This window comes from Streptomyces synnematoformans, from assembly GCF_039531005.1.
GTDB lineage: Bacteria > Actinomycetota > Actinomycetes > Streptomycetales > Streptomycetaceae > Streptomyces > Streptomyces synnematoformans.
This window is the reverse complement of the sequence record NZ_BAAAPF010000001.1, coordinates 52,147-68,371: the sequence shown is the minus strand read 5'-3', so window position 1 is coordinate 68,371 and position 16,225 is coordinate 52,147. Positions and strand designations below refer to the sequence as shown.

General features: G+C 74.4%; 15 protein-coding genes and 1 pseudogene. 10 read left to right on the top strand and 6 right to left on the bottom strand.

Annotated elements, in window-relative coordinates:
* Positions 1-82: 82 nt before the first annotated feature.
* On the bottom strand, positions 83-949 hold the full coding sequence (locus ABD317_RS00310) for a hypothetical protein (RefSeq protein ID WP_344286583.1): 867 nt from the start codon (positions 947-949) through the stop codon (positions 83-85).
* A 172-nt stretch (positions 950-1,121) separates the two neighbouring features.
* Here ABD317_RS00310 and ABD317_RS00305 point away from each other — a divergent pair, with 172 nt between their 5' ends.
* The 4 genes from ABD317_RS00305 to glmM all read left to right on the top strand — a co-directional run bounded on the left by ABD317_RS00305 (position 1,122) and on the right by glmM (position 5,532).
* Complete coding sequence (locus tag ABD317_RS00305) at positions 1,122-2,753, top strand: ABC-F family ATP-binding cassette domain-containing protein (protein ID WP_344286581.1); 1,632 nt, start codon at positions 1,122-1,124, stop codon at positions 2,751-2,753.
* Positions 2,754-3,005: 252 nt separating this feature from the next.
* Complete coding sequence (gene rplM, locus ABD317_RS00300; RefSeq protein WP_027754726.1) at positions 3,006-3,449, top strand: 50S ribosomal protein L13; 444 nt, start codon at positions 3,006-3,008, stop codon at positions 3,447-3,449.
* A 42-nt stretch (positions 3,450-3,491) separates the two neighbouring features.
* On the top strand, positions 3,492-3,989 hold the full coding sequence (gene rpsI, locus ABD317_RS00295) for a 30S ribosomal protein S9 (RefSeq protein ID WP_027754725.1): 498 nt from the start codon (positions 3,492-3,494) through the stop codon (positions 3,987-3,989).
* A 178-nt stretch (positions 3,990-4,167) separates the two neighbouring features.
* Positions 4,168-5,532 carry a phosphoglucosamine mutase gene (gene glmM / locus ABD317_RS00290; RefSeq protein WP_344286578.1) on the top strand — a complete coding sequence of 455 codons (1,365 nt, stop codon included), beginning with the start codon at positions 4,168-4,170 and terminating at the stop codon, positions 5,530-5,532.
* A gap of 99 nt (positions 5,533-5,631) precedes the next feature.
* On the opposite strand, the gene ABD317_RS00285 is transcribed toward glmM, so the two are convergent.
* Positions 5,632-6,633, bottom strand: a complete 1,002-nt coding sequence (locus ABD317_RS00285; protein WP_344286576.1) for a DUF389 domain-containing protein — start codon at positions 6,631-6,633, stop codon at positions 5,632-5,634.
* A gap of 38 nt (positions 6,634-6,671) precedes the next feature.
* On the bottom strand, positions 6,672-7,646 hold the full coding sequence (gene coaA, locus ABD317_RS00280) for a type I pantothenate kinase (protein ID WP_344286574.1): 975 nt from the start codon (positions 7,644-7,646) through the stop codon (positions 6,672-6,674).
* A gap of 116 nt (positions 7,647-7,762) precedes the next feature.
* On the opposite strand from coaA, the gene ABD317_RS00275 reads away from it, so the two are divergent.
* The gene (locus tag ABD317_RS00275) at positions 7,763-8,071 is read left to right on the top strand and encodes a hypothetical protein (protein WP_344286572.1); all 309 of its coding nucleotides are present in this window, start codon (positions 7,763-7,765) and stop codon (positions 8,069-8,071) included.
* 24 nt (positions 8,072-8,095) lie between these two features.
* On the opposite strand, the gene ABD317_RS00270 is transcribed toward ABD317_RS00275, so the two are convergent.
* The 3 genes and pseudogenes from ABD317_RS00270 to ABD317_RS00260 form a co-directional block, all read right to left on the bottom strand.
* Positions 8,096-8,470, bottom strand: coding sequence for a holo-ACP synthase (locus ABD317_RS00270; RefSeq protein WP_027754720.1), 375 nt, complete (start codon positions 8,468-8,470; stop codon positions 8,096-8,098).
* Positions 8,471-8,662: 192 nt separating this feature from the next.
* Positions 8,663-8,830 (bottom strand): annotated as a pseudogene (locus tag ABD317_RS00265) (ATP-binding protein); the annotation flags it as partial.
* A 200-nt stretch (positions 8,831-9,030) separates the two neighbouring features.
* Positions 9,031-9,762, bottom strand: coding sequence for a GntR family transcriptional regulator (locus ABD317_RS00260; protein ID WP_344286568.1), 732 nt, complete (start codon positions 9,760-9,762; stop codon positions 9,031-9,033).
* 64 nt (positions 9,763-9,826) lie between these two features.
* Here ABD317_RS00260 and ABD317_RS00255 point away from each other — a divergent pair, with 64 nt between their 5' ends.
* The 5 genes from ABD317_RS00255 (at position 9,827) to ABD317_RS00235 (ending at position 16,183) form a co-directional block, all read left to right on the top strand.
* The gene (locus ABD317_RS00255; RefSeq protein WP_344286566.1) at positions 9,827-10,645 is read left to right on the top strand and encodes a class I SAM-dependent methyltransferase; all 819 of its coding nucleotides are present in this window, start codon (positions 9,827-9,829) and stop codon (positions 10,643-10,645) included.
* 46 nt (positions 10,646-10,691) lie between these two features.
* Entirely contained in the window at positions 10,692-11,678 is a 987-nt protein-coding gene (locus tag ABD317_RS00250) for an FAD-dependent oxidoreductase (protein WP_344286564.1), read from the top strand.
* Positions 11,679-11,680: 2 nt separating this feature from the next.
* Positions 11,681-14,344, top strand: coding sequence for a nitrite reductase large subunit NirB (gene nirB / locus ABD317_RS00245; protein WP_027753289.1), 2,664 nt, complete (start codon positions 11,681-11,683; stop codon positions 14,342-14,344).
* 8 nt (positions 14,345-14,352) lie between these two features.
* Positions 14,353-14,733, top strand: coding sequence for a nitrite reductase small subunit NirD (gene nirD, locus ABD317_RS00240; RefSeq protein WP_344286691.1), 381 nt, complete (start codon positions 14,353-14,355; stop codon positions 14,731-14,733).
* 139 nt (positions 14,734-14,872) lie between these two features.
* Positions 14,873-16,183, top strand: a complete 1,311-nt coding sequence (locus ABD317_RS00235; RefSeq protein WP_344286562.1) for a deoxyguanosinetriphosphate triphosphohydrolase — start codon at positions 14,873-14,875, stop codon at positions 16,181-16,183.
* Positions 16,184-16,225: the final 42 nt, after the last annotated feature.

Below are 16,225 nucleotides of genomic sequence, written 5' to 3'. Positions count from 1 at the left end.
GTGCGTTGCGCCGGTCGGGGGATGCCCGTCCCCCGAAAGACGGGCGCCGGCGCCCGGGCGGGCGGGTCCGCCCGGGCGGGTGCTACTGCTCGGTGGACTTCAGGGCCTGCTCCCGGCCGCGGTCCATGATGCGGCGGTAGACGTACGCGCCGGTGTCCCGGACCGCCTCGCTGGTCGGGGTGTCGTCGGCGGTGACGGACTTGCCGTCGGCGTAGCCGGCGATGGTGAAGTAGGCGTAGCGGCCGAGGGTGTTGCTCGTCAGCCGGCAGGCGGTGGCGCGGCAGAACTCCGGCACGCCGTCGCCGGGGAGCGACTCCAGGTTGCCGGTCGCCTGCTCGGCGGCGCGGCCGGCCGGGCCCTCGTCGGCGAAGACGGCGACGCCGACGGTGACGGCGCTGCCGTCGCGGGTGAACGTGGCGCGGAAGAGCCGGTCGCAGCCGTTGGCGCCGAGGACCTTGGCGAGCTTGGTGGAGGCGGCGGAGGCGCACTCGCGGGTGTGGTGGGTCGCCCTGCGCTCGTAGGTGTGGCCGCTGACGGTGATCTTCGCGTCGGGGAAGAAGCTGTCGACGGTCAGCGGGGCTGTGTCCTTGTCCGCGGAGGCGATGAACTCCTTGGGGTCCGGGGGCGGAGCCACGGACGAGAACGTCGGGTCGTCCTTCCCGCTCCCGCTCGCCGCGCCGGATATCCGGTCCTCCGAGGCGCTGCTCGCCGGATCGTCGTCACCCCCGGAGGTGGTGACGCCCGCCGCGGCCACCGCGCCCGCAATCACGACCGTGGCCAGCGCCCCGCCGACGATCATCAGCAGCCGCCGCTTCCGGCGCCGCTCGGCCGCCGCGGAGTCGGCGAGCGCACCCCAGTCGGGCGCGGGCCCGCCGGATCCCGGCGGGCCGAAGCCCGATCCCTGCCCCTGCCCCCCGGGGCCGCCGTAGCCCCCCTGCCCGAAGCTCATGGCGGGCATCTTAACCGGGTCCGCCGTCACCCGGACGGCGGTGTGGGGGCCCGGGCCGGCGGACCGCCTGGCGGTGGACGCGCGAGGGGCGGCCCGGCCGTACGGGACCGGTGCGGCCGGTGGGGCGGAAAACCCGTTTCGCCGCGCCGCCGCGTGCCGCGAGGATGAGGGCATGGGACACCTGGAGGCCGCGCACCTGGAGTACTACCTGCCGGACGGGCGGCCGCTGCTCGGCGACGTCTCGTTCCGCGTCGGCGAGGGCGCCGCCGTGGCGCTGGTGGGGGCCAACGGCGCCGGGAAGACGACCCTGCTTCGGCTGCTCGCCGGCGAACTGCGCCCGCACGGCGGCAGCGTGTCCACCGGCGGCGGGCTGGGCGTGATGCCGCAGTTCGTCGGCTCGGTGCGGGACGAGCGTACGGTGCGCGACCTGCTGGTGTCCGTCGCGCAGCCGCGGATCCGCACCGCCGCCGCGGCCGTCGACGAGGCGGAACTCGCCCTCATGGAGCGGGACGACGAGGCCGCGCAGCTCGCGTACGCGCAGGCGCTGAGCGACTGGGCCGAGGCCCGCGGCTACGAGGCGGAGACGCTCTGGGACAAGTGCACGACGGCCGCCCTCGGCGTGCCGTACGAGCGGGCCCAGTGGCGCGAGGTGCGCACGCTGTCGGGCGGCGAGCAGAAGCGGCTGGTGCTGGAGGCGCTGCTGCGCGGTACGGACGAGGTGCTGCTGCTCGACGAGCCGGACAACTACCTGGACGTGCCCGGCAAGCTGTGGCTGGAGGGGCAGCTGCGCGAGACGCCGAAGACCGTGCTGTTCGTCAGCCACGACCGGGAGCTGCTGGCGCGCAGCGCGGAGAAGATCGTCAGCGTGGAGCCGGGCGCCGCGGGCAGCGACGTGTGGGTGCACGGGGGCGGCTTCGGCACGTACCACCAGGCGCGCAAGGAGCGCTTCGAGCGCTTCGAGGAACTGCGGCGGCGGTGGGACGAGGAGCACGCGAAGCTCAAGCGGCTGGTGATGATGTACAAGCAGAAGGCCGCGTTCAACTCCGACATGGCCTCGCGCTACCGGGCCGCGCAGACGCGGCTGCGGAAGTTCGAGGAGGCGGGCCCGCCGCTGGCGCCGCCGCGGGAGCAGGACATCCGGATGCGGCTGCGCGGCGGGCGTACCGGGGTACGGGCGATCACGTGCGCGGAGCTGGAGCTGACCGGGCTGATGCGGCCGTTCTCGCTGGAGGTCTTCTACGGCGAGCGGGTCGCGGTGCTCGGCTCGAACGGCTCGGGGAAGTCGCACTTCCTGCGGCTGCTGGCCGGGAGCCCCGCGGGAGAGGCAGTGGGCCACGCCGGCGCGTGGAAGCTGGGCGCGCGCGTGGTGCCGGGGCACTTCGCGCAGACCCACGCGCACCCGGAGCTGGCGGGGCGCTCGCTGCTGGACATCCTGTGGAAGGACCACGCGAAGGACAGGGGCGCGGCGATGCCGGCCCTCCGCCGCTACGAGCTGGACCGCGCGGCGGAGCAGCCCTTCGACCGGCTCTCCGGCGGGCAGCAGGCGCGGTTCCAGATCTTGTTGTTGGAGCTGGCGGGGGCGACGGCGTTGCTGTTGGACGAGCCCACGGACAACCTGGACCTGGAGAGCGCGGAGGCGTTGCAGGAGGGTCTGGAGGCGTACGAGGGGACGGTGCTGGCGGTGACGCACGACCGCTGGTTCGCGCGCAGCTTCGACCGGTTCCTGCTCTTCGGCGCGGACGGCCGGGTGCGGGAGACGGCGGAGCCGGTGTGGGACGAGGGGCGGGTGGCCCGGCGGCGGTGATCTTGAGGTGCGCTCTCGGTTGCGGTGGTGGGGCGGGGGTGTTTTGACCTGGTGGTGCGGGCACCGGTATTCTGCTGGTTCGTTGTGCGTATTGGCTGCTCGTTCTCACGCGTGAGGCCGTTACGCCTGGTCCACCAGGGCGATTTACCAGCGATCAGCTGTCGGTTTGCGTCGCCGACTCGGTCTTCTGCTGCCGTGATCTCCGGGTGACCTTGTCAGAGAACACTCACTGAAGAAGCGAAGGCTACGACCGTGCGTACGTACAGCCCCAAGCCCGGCGACGTCCAGCGTCAGTGGCACGTCATCGACGCCACCGACGTCGTACTGGGCCGCCTGGCCTCCCAGGTCGCCCAGCTGCTGCGTGGCAAGCACAAGCCGGTGTACGCGCCTCACGTCGACGCTGGTGACTTCGTCATCATCATCAACGCCGACAAGGTGCACCTCTCCGGCGACAAGCGGACCCAGAAGCTCGCCTACCGTCACTCCGGCTACCCCGGCGGCCTCCGTTCCGTCCGCTACGACGAGCTGATGGACAAGAACCCGGAGAAGGCCGTCGAGAAGGCCGTCCGCGGCATGCTGCCGAAGAACACGCTGGGCCGTCAGATGCTCAGCAAGCTGAAGGTGTACCGCGGTGCCGAGCACCCGCACGCCGCCCAGCAGCCGGTCCCGTATGAGATCAACCAGGTCGCGCAGTAGTCCCGGCCACACCCCCTAGAGACAGAGAAGCTGAGGAGAATCGTGGCTGAGACCACCGCTGAGGCGCCCGTCGAGGACGTCGAGGAGTACACCACCGAGACGCCCGCCGAGGACTACACCACCGAGTCCGTCGCGGCGCACTTCGGCGACCCGCAGCCGGCCGCGGGCACCGGCCGCCGCAAGAACGCCATCGCCCGGGTGCGCATCGTCCCCGGCTCCGGCAAGTGGAAGATCAACGGCCGCACCCTTGAGGGCTACTTCCCGAACAAGGTGCACCAGCAGGAAGTCAACGAGCCCTTCAAGGTGCTGGAGCTGGACGACCGCTACGACGTCGTCGCGCGCATCGCCGGCGGCGGCATCTCCGGTCAGGCCGGCGCGCTGCGCCTGGGCGTGGCGCGGGCGCTGAATGAGGCGGACGCCGACAACAACCGCGGCCCGCTCAAGAAGGCCGGCTTCCTGACCCGTGACGACCGTGCGGTCGAGCGGAAGAAGGCCGGTCTGAAGAAGGCCCGTAAGGGAACGCAGTACAGCAAGCGCTGATCATCGTACTGCTATCGTGCTCGGCCCCGGCGGCCTCCGGAGCGATCCGGAAGCCGCCGGGGCGCGCTTGTATGGTCGGCATACGGTCGACGGGTATGGTCGCGTGAGGACTATTAACGGTCAGTAGTCGACCATATCTGCTCAGTTTTGAGCACTCGGGAGCACTCGGAGGAGATCAGTGGGACGACTCTTCGGCACCGATGGCGTGCGCGGCGTCGCCAACGCGGACCTCACCGCGGAGATGGCCCTCGGGCTGTCCGTGGCGGCGGCGCACGTGCTCGCCGTCGCCGACGCCGCCCAGCCGGCCGGCCAGCGCCCGAAGGCGGTGGTCGGGCGCGATCCGCGGGCGTCCGGAGAGTTCCTGGAGGCGGCCGTCGTCGCCGGACTGGCCAGTGCGGGCGTCGACGTGCTGCGCGTCGGCGTGCTGCCGACCCCCGCGGTCGCGTACCTCACCGGCGCGCTCGGCGCCGACCTCGGCGTGATGCTCTCCGCCAGCCACAACCCGATGCCCGACAACGGCGTCAAGTTCATCGCCCGCGGCGGCCACAAGCTCTCCGACGAGCTGGAAGACGAGATCGAGGCGCTCTACCACAAGCACGAGCGCGGCGAGCCCTGGCGGCGCCCCACGGGTGCCGGCGTCGGCCGCGTCCAGCGCTACGAGGAGGGCTTCGACCGCTACGTCGCCCACCTCCTCGGCGTGCTCCCGCACCGCCTCGACGGGCTCAGGGTCGTCGTAGACGGCGCCCACGGCGCCGCCGCCCGCGTCTCCCCGGAGGCGTTCCAGCGGGCCGGCGCCGAGGTGATCCCCATCGGCACCGACCCCACCGGCCTCAACATCAACGACGGCTACGGCTCCACCCACCTCGACCAGCTGCGCGCCGCCGTCGTCGAACACGGCGCCGACCTCGGCATCGCCCACGACGGCGACGCGGACCGCTGCCTCGCCGTCGACGCCGCCGGGCAGGAAATCGACGGCGACCAGATCCTCGCCGTCCTCGCCCTCGGCCTGCGCGAGGCCGGCCGGCTGCGCAAGAACACCGTCGTCGCCACCGTCATGTCCAACCTCGGCTTCAAGCTCGCGCTGGAGCGCGAGGGCGTCGAGCTGATCCAGACCGCGGTCGGCGACCGCTACGTGCTGGAGGAGATGAAGCGCGGCGGCTACGCGCTGGGCGGCGAGCAGTCCGGCCACGTCATCGTCCTCGACCACGCCACCACCGGCGACGGCACCCTCACCGGCCTGCTGCTCGCCTCCCGGGTGGCGGCCAGCGGGCGGCCGCTGGCGGAGCTGGCGGCGGTGATGGAGCGGCTGCCGCAGGTGCTGATCAACGTACGGGACGTGGACAAGGCGCGGGCCGCCGGCTCCGCGGAGCTGCGCCAGGCGGTCGTCGAGGCGGAGCGGGAGCTGGGCGCGACGGGGCGGGTGCTGCTGCGGTCGTCGGGTACGGAGCCGGTGGTGCGGGTCATGGTGGAGGCGGCCGACATCGACCAGGCGCGGTCGGTGGCGGGGCGGCTGGCGGACGTGGTGAAGTCGGCGCTGGGCTGAGGGACGGCCGGCGGTCGCCGTGCGCCGTGCGCTGTACGGGGCCGGGCCGCCGTCTGCCCGTACGGGAACGGGCCGCGTGCCGCGTACGGCGTACGGCCGTCAGAGCCGCCGGTGCGGCTGGTGCGGGTGGTGTGCGTGGTGCGCTGCCCGCGTCTGCCGCAGGTGCTGGCCGAGGGTCTGCTCCGTATGCCGGGCCCAGTACAGCTTCTGCCCCAGCAGCGTCAGCGTGCCCGCGACGACGATGCCCAGCAGGTTGAGCAGCAGCTGCTCGGCCGAGCCGCGGGCCTGGTTCCACTGCGCGTAGCTGAGCGCGACCCCCGCGTTGGCCGCCGCCGGCACGGTCGTCACCGAGATGGCGACCCCCACCAGCGCCCCCGACTTCGACGTCGTCAGCGACAGCGTGCCCGCGACGCCCGCCAGCAGGGCCACGATGAACGAGTACCAGCCCGGCGCCCAGATGAACCCCGTCTGCGGCCGTGCAGCGTCCAGATGTGCCGCCGTGAACAGCCCGAGCACGTCCATGAGCAGGCTGAACACCACCGTCAGCGCCACCGCCGCCGTGAACCCGGCCAGCAGCGTGCCCAGCGACCGCGCCGCCAGCCGCGACCGCCGCTGCACCAGCGCCACGCACACCCCCGCCAGCGGCCCGAACTCCGGCCCCACCGCCATCGCCCCGACGACGAGGATCGCGCTGTCGATCATCACGCCGCACGACGCCAGCAGCGTGGCGACGCCGAGCAGGGCGAGGAACGTGAGCGACAGCGCCGACTCCTCGTCCGTCTCCTCGACCAGCGACTCCCACACCACCGCGTCCGCCGCCTCGCCCGGCGCGGCCTCCTCGGCGCGGTCGGCGCGGCGCGAGAGCGTCAGGCCGAGGTGCTCGACGCAGACCGCCCCCTCCTCGTACAGCCCGCGCCCGCGCAGCTCCTGCAGCAGCCTGTCGGCGGCCTCGCGGACCACGTCGCACAGCACGACGTCGCCCTCGGGGTCGCGGGAGGCCCCGCGGAGCACGGCGAGGTGGGCGGTGCCGGCGGTTTCCTGCAGGAGCCCGACGACGTCGTCGGTACGGACGGCGGGGCACTGGATCCGCAGGTGCAGCATGGCTGGAGGCTAGCCGCTGCCGGTGCGCGGCCCGGGTATTACAGCTTGCGCAGCGACAGCCGCTGGACCTTGTGGTCCGGGCCCTTGCGCACGATGAGGGTGGCGCGGCCACGGGTCGGGGCGATGTTCTGGCGCAGGTTGGGCTCGTTGATCGTGCGCCAGTTGCGCTCCCCGTACGCCATCGCCTCGGCCTCCGGCACCTCGGCGTAGCGGCGGAAGTACGACAGCGGGTTCTGGAAGGCCGTCTCGCGCAGCTTGCGGAACCGCTCCATGTACCAGCGCGCGACGTCCTCGGTGCGCGCGTCCACGTAGACGCTGAAGTCGAAGAAGTCGGCGAGCGCGACGCGGGTGCGGCCGTCGTGGCCCGGGAGCGCGGGCTGCAGCACGTTCAGGCCCTCGACGATGAGGATGTCGGGGCGCTGCACCTTCAGCCGCTCGCCGGCGACGATGTCGTAGGTGAGGTGGGAGTAGACGGGCGCGGTGACCTCGTCCTTCCCGGACTTCACGTCGGCGACGAAGCGCGTCAGCGCGCGGCGGTCGTACGACTCGGGGAAGCCCTTGCGCGACATCAGCCCGCGGGCCGCCAGCTCGGCGTTAGGCAGCAGGAAGCCGTCGGTGGTGACCAGCTCCACGCGCGGGTGCTCGGGCCAGCGCGCGAGCAGCGCCTGCAGCAGCCGGGCGACGGTCGACTTGCCGACGGCGACGCTGCCGGCGAGACCGATGACGAAGGGCGTGCCGGACTGCGGGCCGGCGGCGGCGCCGGGGCCGCCGAGGAAGGTGTTGACGGCGTGCCGGAGGCCGTGGGTGGCGCCGACGTAGAGGTTGAGCAGCCGGGAGAGCGGCAGGTAGACGTCCCGCACCTCGTCCAGGTCGATCACGTCGCCGAGGCCGCGCAGCCGCTCGACCTCGGCGGCGGTCAGGGGCAGCGGCGTCCGGTCCCGCAGGGCGCTCCACTCGGCGCGGGAGAGGTCGACGTAGGGGGAGGGGCTGTGCGTGCTCGTCGGCGAGGCCACGGGGCCATTGTGCGCGGGGGCGAGTTGGGCCGCGCGGGCGGGGGCGTACGGGCGGGGCGCGCGGGTCCGGGGGGCCCCGCCTCTGGCCGGGGGAGGGGCGGGCGGATACGATCCGGATGCCTATTCGATTCGCGGGGATTCTGGTGGGGGACGACAAGATGTCCGTACTGCAGGCTGCGTGGAGCCGGAGATCCGAGCGGCTCGCCGCGGCAAAGGGCCGGCGGCGGCGGGCCCGGGCGGCGCGGGAGGCGTTCGCGGAGCGCGTCCGGGACGACCTCGCGGCGGAGCTGCCGGACGAGGACTTCAGGGAGGACCTCGTCGAGGCGCTGGAGCTGTACCGCGTGGGCAGCAGGCCGGACTGCGAGGAGGCCGAGTACCTGGGCCTGCTGCGGGAAGCGGTGGAGCGGACGGCGCGGGGCCGGTAGGCCGGGATCGCCCCCCGGCGGGGCTCACCCTTCGGCGATGACGACGGCGGAGGCGACGCCGGCGTCGTGGCTGAGCGACACGTGCCAGCTGCGCACCCCCAGCTCGGCGGCCCGCGCCGCGACGGTGCCGCGGACGCGCAGATGGGGCCGCCCGTTGTCGTGCACGCACACCTCGGCGTCGTGCCAGTGCAGCCCCGGCGGCGCCCCCAGCGCCTTGGCCAGCGCCTCCTTCGCCGCAAACCGCACCGCCAGCGACGCCGTCCCCCGCCGCCCCCCGTCGGGCAGCACCTGCTCCGCGGGCAGGAACAACCGGTCCAGCAACTCCGGCGTCCGCTCCAACGCGGCCCCGAACCGCCCCACCTCGGCGACGTCGATGCCGACTCCGACGATTCCGCTCATGCGCGGCAGGGTATCCGGTGGGGCCCCGCAGGCGGTGCGGTCACGGTGTGCCTTCGCCGTCGCCCTCGGGTGCGGGCCTGTACGGGATGACCGCCCCCAGACGGTCTTGCCGATTCCTCCGGCTCGTGGCGTGACGCCCCACACGTCGGCAAGCGCGTCGACGATCCGCAGACCGCGGTCGTCCTCCGCGTCGTCGGGCTCGTGTGTGAGGACGGGTGACGTGGGGGCGGCGTCATCGACTTCCACCTGGAGTCGACCGCCTCCGCGGGTGACTCGTACGAGGAAGCGACGGTCGGGTAGGCGGCCGTGGCGCACGGCGTTGACCGTCAGCTCGGCCGCGACCTGTGCGGCGTCGCAGATCGCCGCACGGTCGATGCCCCAGCCGGCGAGCGTGTCGGCGACGTCTCTCCGTGCTTGTCGCTGAGGGAGGGGAGGCGGTGAGCGGTAAGGGGGTGGCGGTCATGGTGCCTCGCTGTCGTGAGCGCGGTGAGTAGCGGCGACATGACCCATAGTGGACCGGTGGACCGGTGGACCGGTGGACCGGTCCAATCATGGGATATTTAGCGGTCTCCGCCCATCGGGTACTCATCGCTGCGTTCCCACAACTCCCCGGGCGTGACGCGCTCTTCGCACACGAGCGGCTGCCCGGCACCGTCGTACGCAGTGTGCAGGTCCACCGCGACCGCCAGCGGCAGTGACCGCTCCAGATGCTCCGCTTCGGCCGCCGTGGCCAGCCGCACGCTGGCGAGGTCGACGCCGCGGGCGGGTGGGCGGCCGGTCTGCCGGGTGACGTAATGCGTGGTGCCCTCCGCCAGCGGGCCCGACTGCGCGAGCCGCGGGCACGCCGCGGCCACGTCCGGGGGAAACCAGGCGCTCACATATGTCAGCGGGGTGTCGTCCTCCAGCACCACCAGCCGGTCCCTGCGCAGCGCCCGCTCACCCGGCTCCAGCCTCAGCTCCCGCGCCACGTGCGGCGGCGGCTCCTCCTCGCCGGGGCGGCCCACGCGGCGGAACGGATGGCCGCCCGCGAGCCGGCTGCTCCCCGCAGCCCGGTGCCCGGCAGGCCGGGCCAACGGCGTGTCCACGACCCGGAAGCCCTGACCCTGCCGCTCCCGGTCGATCAGCCCGTCCAGCCGCAGCACGTCCATCGCCTTGATGGCGGTGGCGCGCGAAACGCCCCAGCGCTCGCACAACTCCCGTTGCGAAGGAACCAACGCCCCTGGCCGCAGCTCACCTTCGGTGATCCGCACGCGGATCCAGTCCGCGATCTGCTCGTACTTCAGTATGGCCATGCGCCCTCCAGATGGCTTCCGATGCACTGGACTGGTCAACCGGTCAAGAGAGAGCATTGCCGACATGAGTGTCACACCCCAAGTCGCCCCCGAGATCCTGCACTTCTACGGCACCGCTTTCGACGAGGCCACCCGGCTCACCGGCACCGCGGACGGGCGGCTGGAGCTGGTGCGTACGCGGGAGCTGCTGCGGCGGCACCTGCCCGGGGCGCCGGCCGACGTGCTCGACGTGGGCGGCGGGCCCGGGGCGCATGCGGCGTGGCTGGTGGGGGACGGGTACCGGGTACACGTCGTCGACCCCGTGCCGCGGCACGTCGAGGCCGCCGGCGACACCGGGGCCACCGCGGAGCGCGGGGACGCCCGCGCGCTGCCGGTGGCCGACGCCTCGTACGACGTCACGCTCGTCCTGGGGCCGCTGTACCACCTGCTGGAGCGCGCCGAGCGCGACCGGGCGCTGGCCGAGGCGCGGCGCGCCACCCGGCCCGGAGGGCTCGTCGCCGCGGCGGCGATCGGCCGGTACGCGTCGCTCTTCGAGCACACCGCCACCACGCTCCTCGCCCAGGACCGCGTCCACGATGCCGTACGCGACATCCTGGCCACCGGCCGCCACGACCCCGGCCGCAAGGGGTTCACCGCCGCCTACTTCCACACCGCGGCGGAGCTGGAGGGCGAACTGCGCGACACGGGGCTGGGCGACGTGACCGTGTACGGGGTCGAAGGGCCGGGGTGGGGGCAGGTGAAGGCCGTCGAGCAGCACGGCGGGGGGCTGATGGCAGCGGACCACCCGGTCTTCGAGGCGGCGCTGCGCGCGGCGCGGCTGGCGGAGGGGCATCCCGAGCTGCTGGCCGCGGCGTCGCACCTGCTGGCCGTCGCCCGCCGCTGACGGACACCCGGCTGCGGCCCTCGCCGGGGCCGTGGAGGATGGGGGCATGAGGACCGCGTACGGGGTGGAGACGGTACGGAGTGCCGAGGCGGCGCTCATGGCGGAGTTGCCCGCGGGGGCGCTCATGCAGCGGGCGGCGGCCGGGCTGGCCGCCGCGGCCGCGGGGCTGCTGGGACGGGTGTACGGGCGGCGGGTGGTGCTGCTGGTGGGCAGCGGGGACAACGGCGGGGACGCGCTGTACGCCGGCGCGCGGCTGGCGCGGCGCGGGGCGCGGGTGACGGCGGCGCAGCAGGGGGAGCGGCTGATGGAGCGGCAGCTCGACCCGGCCGCGGCGCGGCTGCTGCGGGCGCACCTGGAGGAGCTGGGGGTGGAGGTGCACACCGAGTGCCGGGTGCGGGGGGTGCGGACGGGCCCGGCGCCGTCCGGGGGCGGGGGGCGGACCGCCACCGGCGTCGAACTCGCCGACGGCTACGTCCTCGACGCCCGGCTCGTCGTCCTCGCCTGCGGCGTCCGGCCCCGCGTCGGGCTCGCCCGGGCCGCCGGGCTCGACGTCGCCAAGGGCGTCGTCGTGGACGACGAACTCCGCACCTCCGACCCCGCCGTCCACGCCATCGGCGACTGCGCCGAGCACGCCGGGGTCCTCTACGGCCTCGCCACCCCCGCGCTCGAACAGGCCGACCTCCTCGCCCGGGTCCTCACCGGCGCCGGCGGCGACGGGTCCGGCCGTACGCACCGCTACGCCGGCACCCGCGCGCTGACCCGCCTCACCCTCCCCGCCGCCGACGGCTCCCTCGACCTCGCCGCCTTCGGCGAGACCGAGCCGGCCCCCGGCGACGACGTCGTGCACCTCGCCGACGCCACCCGCCGCGTCTACCGCAAGGTCGTCGTCCGCGCCGACCGCCTCGTCGGCGGCATCCTCCTCGGCGACCTCGGCGCGGTCGGCTCCCTCGCCCGCGCGTGGGAGGGCGACGAGCCGCTGCCCGCCGACGCCCCGCTGCACCACCTGCTCATCGACCACCTCGGAGGCTCCTGACGATGGCGACCACCACGACCCATCCGTCCCGCACCATCGTGCTCGTCGGTCACGGCATGGTCGGGCAGCGCTTCCTCGAAGCGCTCGCCGAGCACGGCGTCACCGACAGCGACCGCGTCGTCGTCTTCTGCGAGGAGCCCCGCCCCGCCTACGACCGCATGCACCTGACCTCCTACTTCTCCGGCACCAGCCCCGACGAGCTGTCCGTCACCCCCGACGACTTCATGGCCGGGCACGGCATCGAGCTGCACGTCGGCGACCCCGCCGTCGCCGTCGACCGCGAGGCGCGCACCGTCACCTCCGCCGCCGGCCGCACCGTCGGCTACGACGTGCTGGTGCTGGCGACCGGCTCGTACCCCTTCGTCCCGCCGGTCCCCGGCAAGGACGCCCGCGGCTGCTTCGTGTACCGCACCGTCGACGACCTGCTGGCCATCGAGGCGTACGCGCAGGGCGCGGCCGCCGGCGTCGTCGTCGGCGGCGGGCTGCTCGGGCTGGAGGCGGCGGGTGCGCTGCAGGGGCTGGGGCTGCGGACGCACATCGTGGAGTTCGCGCCCCGGCTCATGCCCGTCCAGGTCGACGAGGGCGGCGGCGCCGCGCTGCGCCGCACCATCGGCGACATGGGGCTCGACGTGCACACCGGTGTCGCGGGGAAGGAGATCCGCACCGACGCGGCGGGCGCGGTCACGGCGATGGAGCTGTCCGACGGCTCGGCCGTCGACGCGGACCTCGTCGTCTTCTCCGCCGGGGTACGCCCCCGCGACCAGCTCGCCCGCGAGGCGGGCCTGGCCGTCGGCGAGCGCGGCGGCGTCACCGTGGACGAGCGGTGCCGGACCTCCGACCCCGCGGTCTTCGCGATCGGGGAGTGCGCGCAGGCCGCCGACGGCCGGGTGTACGGTCTGGTGGCGCCCGGGTACGAGATGGCGGAGACCGCCGCCGCCACGATCGCGGCCGAGCCGGCGGCGGCCGAAGCCGACGCCGAAACCGACACCAACACCGGGGCCGAAGCCGCGGCGGACCGGACCTTCACCGGCGCCGACACCTCCACCAAGCTCAAGCTCCTCGGCGTCGGCGTCGCCTCCTTCGGCGACGCCCTCGGCGCCGCCGACGGCTGCCTCGACGTCGTCTACTCCGACTCCCGTGCCGGCCTGTACAAGAAGCTCGTCGTCGACCGCGACGGCACCCTCCTCGGCGGCGTCCTCGTCGGCGACACCGACGCGTACGGCATGCTGCGCCCGCTCACCGGCAGCGTGCCGCCCGTCCCGCCCGAGCAGCTGGTGCTGCCCCCGGGCGCCGGCGCCCCCGCCGCCCTCGGGCCGTCCGCGCTCCCGGACGACGCGGTCGTCTGCAACTGCCACAACGTCACCAAGGCCGCGATCCGCGGCGCCGTCGCCGACCACGACTGCACCACCGTCCGCGAGGTCGGGAAGTGCACCCGCGCCGGCTCCGGCTGCGGCTCCTGCGAGAAGGTGCTCGCCGCCCTCGTCAACGACGAGCTGGAGGCGCGCGGCGTGGCCGTCGACAAGGGCCTGTGCGGCTGCTTCGCCCACACCCGGACCGAGCTGTACGAGATCGTCCGCGTCAAGCGCATCAGCTCCTACGTCCGCCTCCTCGACGAGCACGGCCGCGAGGAGGCCCGCAGCGGCGACGGCTGCGAGGTGTGCAAGCCGGCCGTGGCCTCGATCCTCGCCTCCCTCGCGCCGGTCATCGGCGCCGACGGCTACGTACTCGACGGCGAACAGGGCGCGCTGCAGGACACCAACGACCACTTCCTCGCCAACCTCCAGCGCAACGGCTCGTACTCCGTCGTCCCGCGCGTGCCCGGCGGCGAGATCACCCCCGAGAAGCTGATCGTGCTCGGCGAGGTGGCGCGCGAGTTCGGGCTCTACACGAAGATCACCGGCGGCCAGCGCATCGACCTCTTCGGCGCCCGCGTCGACCAGCTCCCCGCGATCTGGGCCCGCCTCGTCGACGCCGGGTTCGAGTCCGGGCACGCGTACGGCAAGGCGCTGCGCACCGTGAAGTCCTGCGTCGGGTCCACCTGGTGCCGCTACGGCGTGCAGGACAGCGTCCGCATGGCCATCGACCTGGAGCTGCGCTACCGCGGGCTGCGCTCCCCGCACAAGCTGAAGGCCGCCGTCTCCGGCTGCTCCCGCGAGTGCGCCGAGGCGCAGAGCAAGGACTTCGGCGTCATCGCCACCGCGAACGGCTGGAACCTGTACGTCTGCGGCAACGGCGGCGCCACCCCGCGCCACGCCGACCTGCTCGCCCAGGACCTCTCCGACGAGGAGCTGATCCGGCTCATCGACCGGTTCCTGATGTTCTACATCCGCACCGCCGACCGGCTGGAGCGCACCTCGGTGTGGCTGGAGCGGCTGGAGGGCGGGCTCGACCACCTGCGGGACGTCGTCGTGGCCGACTCGCTCGGCATCGGCGCCGAGCTGGAGGAGCTGATGGCCGCGCACGTCGCGCACTACCGCGACGAGTGGGCCGCCACCCTGGCCGACCCGGAGCGGCTGGCGCGCTTCGTGTCGTTCGTCAACGCGCCGGGCGTGCCCGACCCCAGCGTGCAGTTCGTCCCCGAGCGCGACCAGGTCAAACCCGATCTCACCCTGCTGTCAGGCCCCGCCATCCCGGTGCGCGGGGCGCTGGAAGGAGCCTCCGCATGACCACGACGATGACGACGGCGGACTCCCCGGCGCGGACCCTGCTGCGCGTCGAGATCCGCACCGCGGCCGGCTGGCACCCGGTGTGCGACCTCAACCTGCTCACCCACGGCCGCGGCGTCGCCGCGCTGCTCCCGGACGGCACCCAGGCCGCGGTCTTCCTCGGCCGCACCGGCGACGTCTACGCGATCGGCAACCGCGACCCGTTCACCGGGGCGTACGTGCTGTCGCGGGGGCTGCTGGGCTCGGCGCCCTCCGCCCAGGGGAGCCGGCCGTTCGTGGCGTCGCCGCTGCTGAAGCAGCGCTTCGACCTGGCGACGGGGCGCTGCCTGGACGACGAGGAGGTGGCGGTGCCCGCGTACCCCGCGCGGATCGCGGAGGTGGCGGCGTAGCGGGGGTACGCACCCGGGGGACCGGCCCCTACGCACCGGGGGCGCGGCCCGTACGGACCGCGGGCGCGGCCCCCTCCCGCCGCGGGCCGCCGCGCCACCACCGGGCCCGCCGCGCCGCCCCCGGGCTACCGTTCGCCCCATGGGGTACACCGACGCCGACCTCGAACGCTGGGCCCCCGAGCCTGACAAGCGCCCCGGCCGCACCGCCTTCCAGCGCGACCGCGCCCGCGTGCTGCACTCCGCCGCGCTGCGCCGGCTCGCCGGCAAGACCCAGGTCGTCACGCCCGGCGTCGACGGCGAGGGCGAGGTTGGGGGTACCCCCGCCAGTGAGGGCGTAGCCGGCGGGGGAGGCCGGACCGTGACGTTCGCCGACGCCACGCCCCGCACCCGCCTCACGCACTCGCTGGAGTGCGCCCAGGTCGGCCGCGAGCTGGGCGCCGCCCTCGGCTGCGACCCCGACCTCGTCGAGGCCGCGTGCCTCGCGCACGACCTCGGGCACCCGCCGTTCGGGCACAACGGCGAGCAGGTCCTCGACGAGCTGGCCGCGCCCTGCGGCGGCTTCGAGGGCAACGCGCAGTCGCTGCGGCTGCTCACCCGGCTGGAGCCCAAGCGCTTCACCGCCGACGGCCGGCCCGTCGGGCTCAACCTCACCCGGGCGGCCCTGGACGCCGCGACCAAGTACCCCTGGCCGCGCAGCGGCCACCCGGCCGGACCGGACGCGGCCAAGTTCGGCGTCTACCCCGACGACCTGCCGGTCTTCACCTGGGTGCGGGAGGGGGTGCCCGCGCCGCGCACCTGCTTCGAGGCGCAGGTCATGGACTGGTCCGACGACGTGGCGTACTCCGTGCACGACGTCGAGGACGGCCTGCACGCCGGCCACCTCGACCCCGCGATGCTGCTCGCCGGGCCGGAGCGCGCCGAGGTCCTCGGCGTCGCCGCCGGCCGCTACGCCCCGGGCACGGCGGCGGCCGAACTCGCCGACGCGCTCGACCGGCTGCTGGCCCAGGAGTGGTGGCCGCACGGCTACGACGGCACCGCCGCCGCGCAGGCCCGCCTCAAGGACGCCACCAGCCAGCTCATCGGCCGCTTCTGCCTCGCCGCCGAGGGCGCCACGCGTGCCGCGTACGGCACGGGCCCGCTCTCCCGCTACGCGGCCGAGCTGATCGTGCCGCGCGCGGCGCGGCTGGAGTGCGCGGTGCTCAAGGCGGTCGCGGACCGGTTCGTGATACAGCGGCCGGACCAGGCGCGGCTGCGGGCGGACCAGCGGGTCGTGCTGGCGGAGCTGGCGGAGGCGCTGACGGCGGGGGCGCCGGAGGGGCTCGACCCGCAGTTCCGCGCGCTGCACGCGGCGGCGGCGGACGACGCGGGGCGGCTGCGGGCGGTGGTGGACCAGATCGCGGCGCTGACGGACGCGGCGGCGCGGCGGCTGCACGCCCGCCTGACGGGGTGACCGGCGAGATCCGGCCGACCCCGCGCCGGTGGGCGCGGGGGC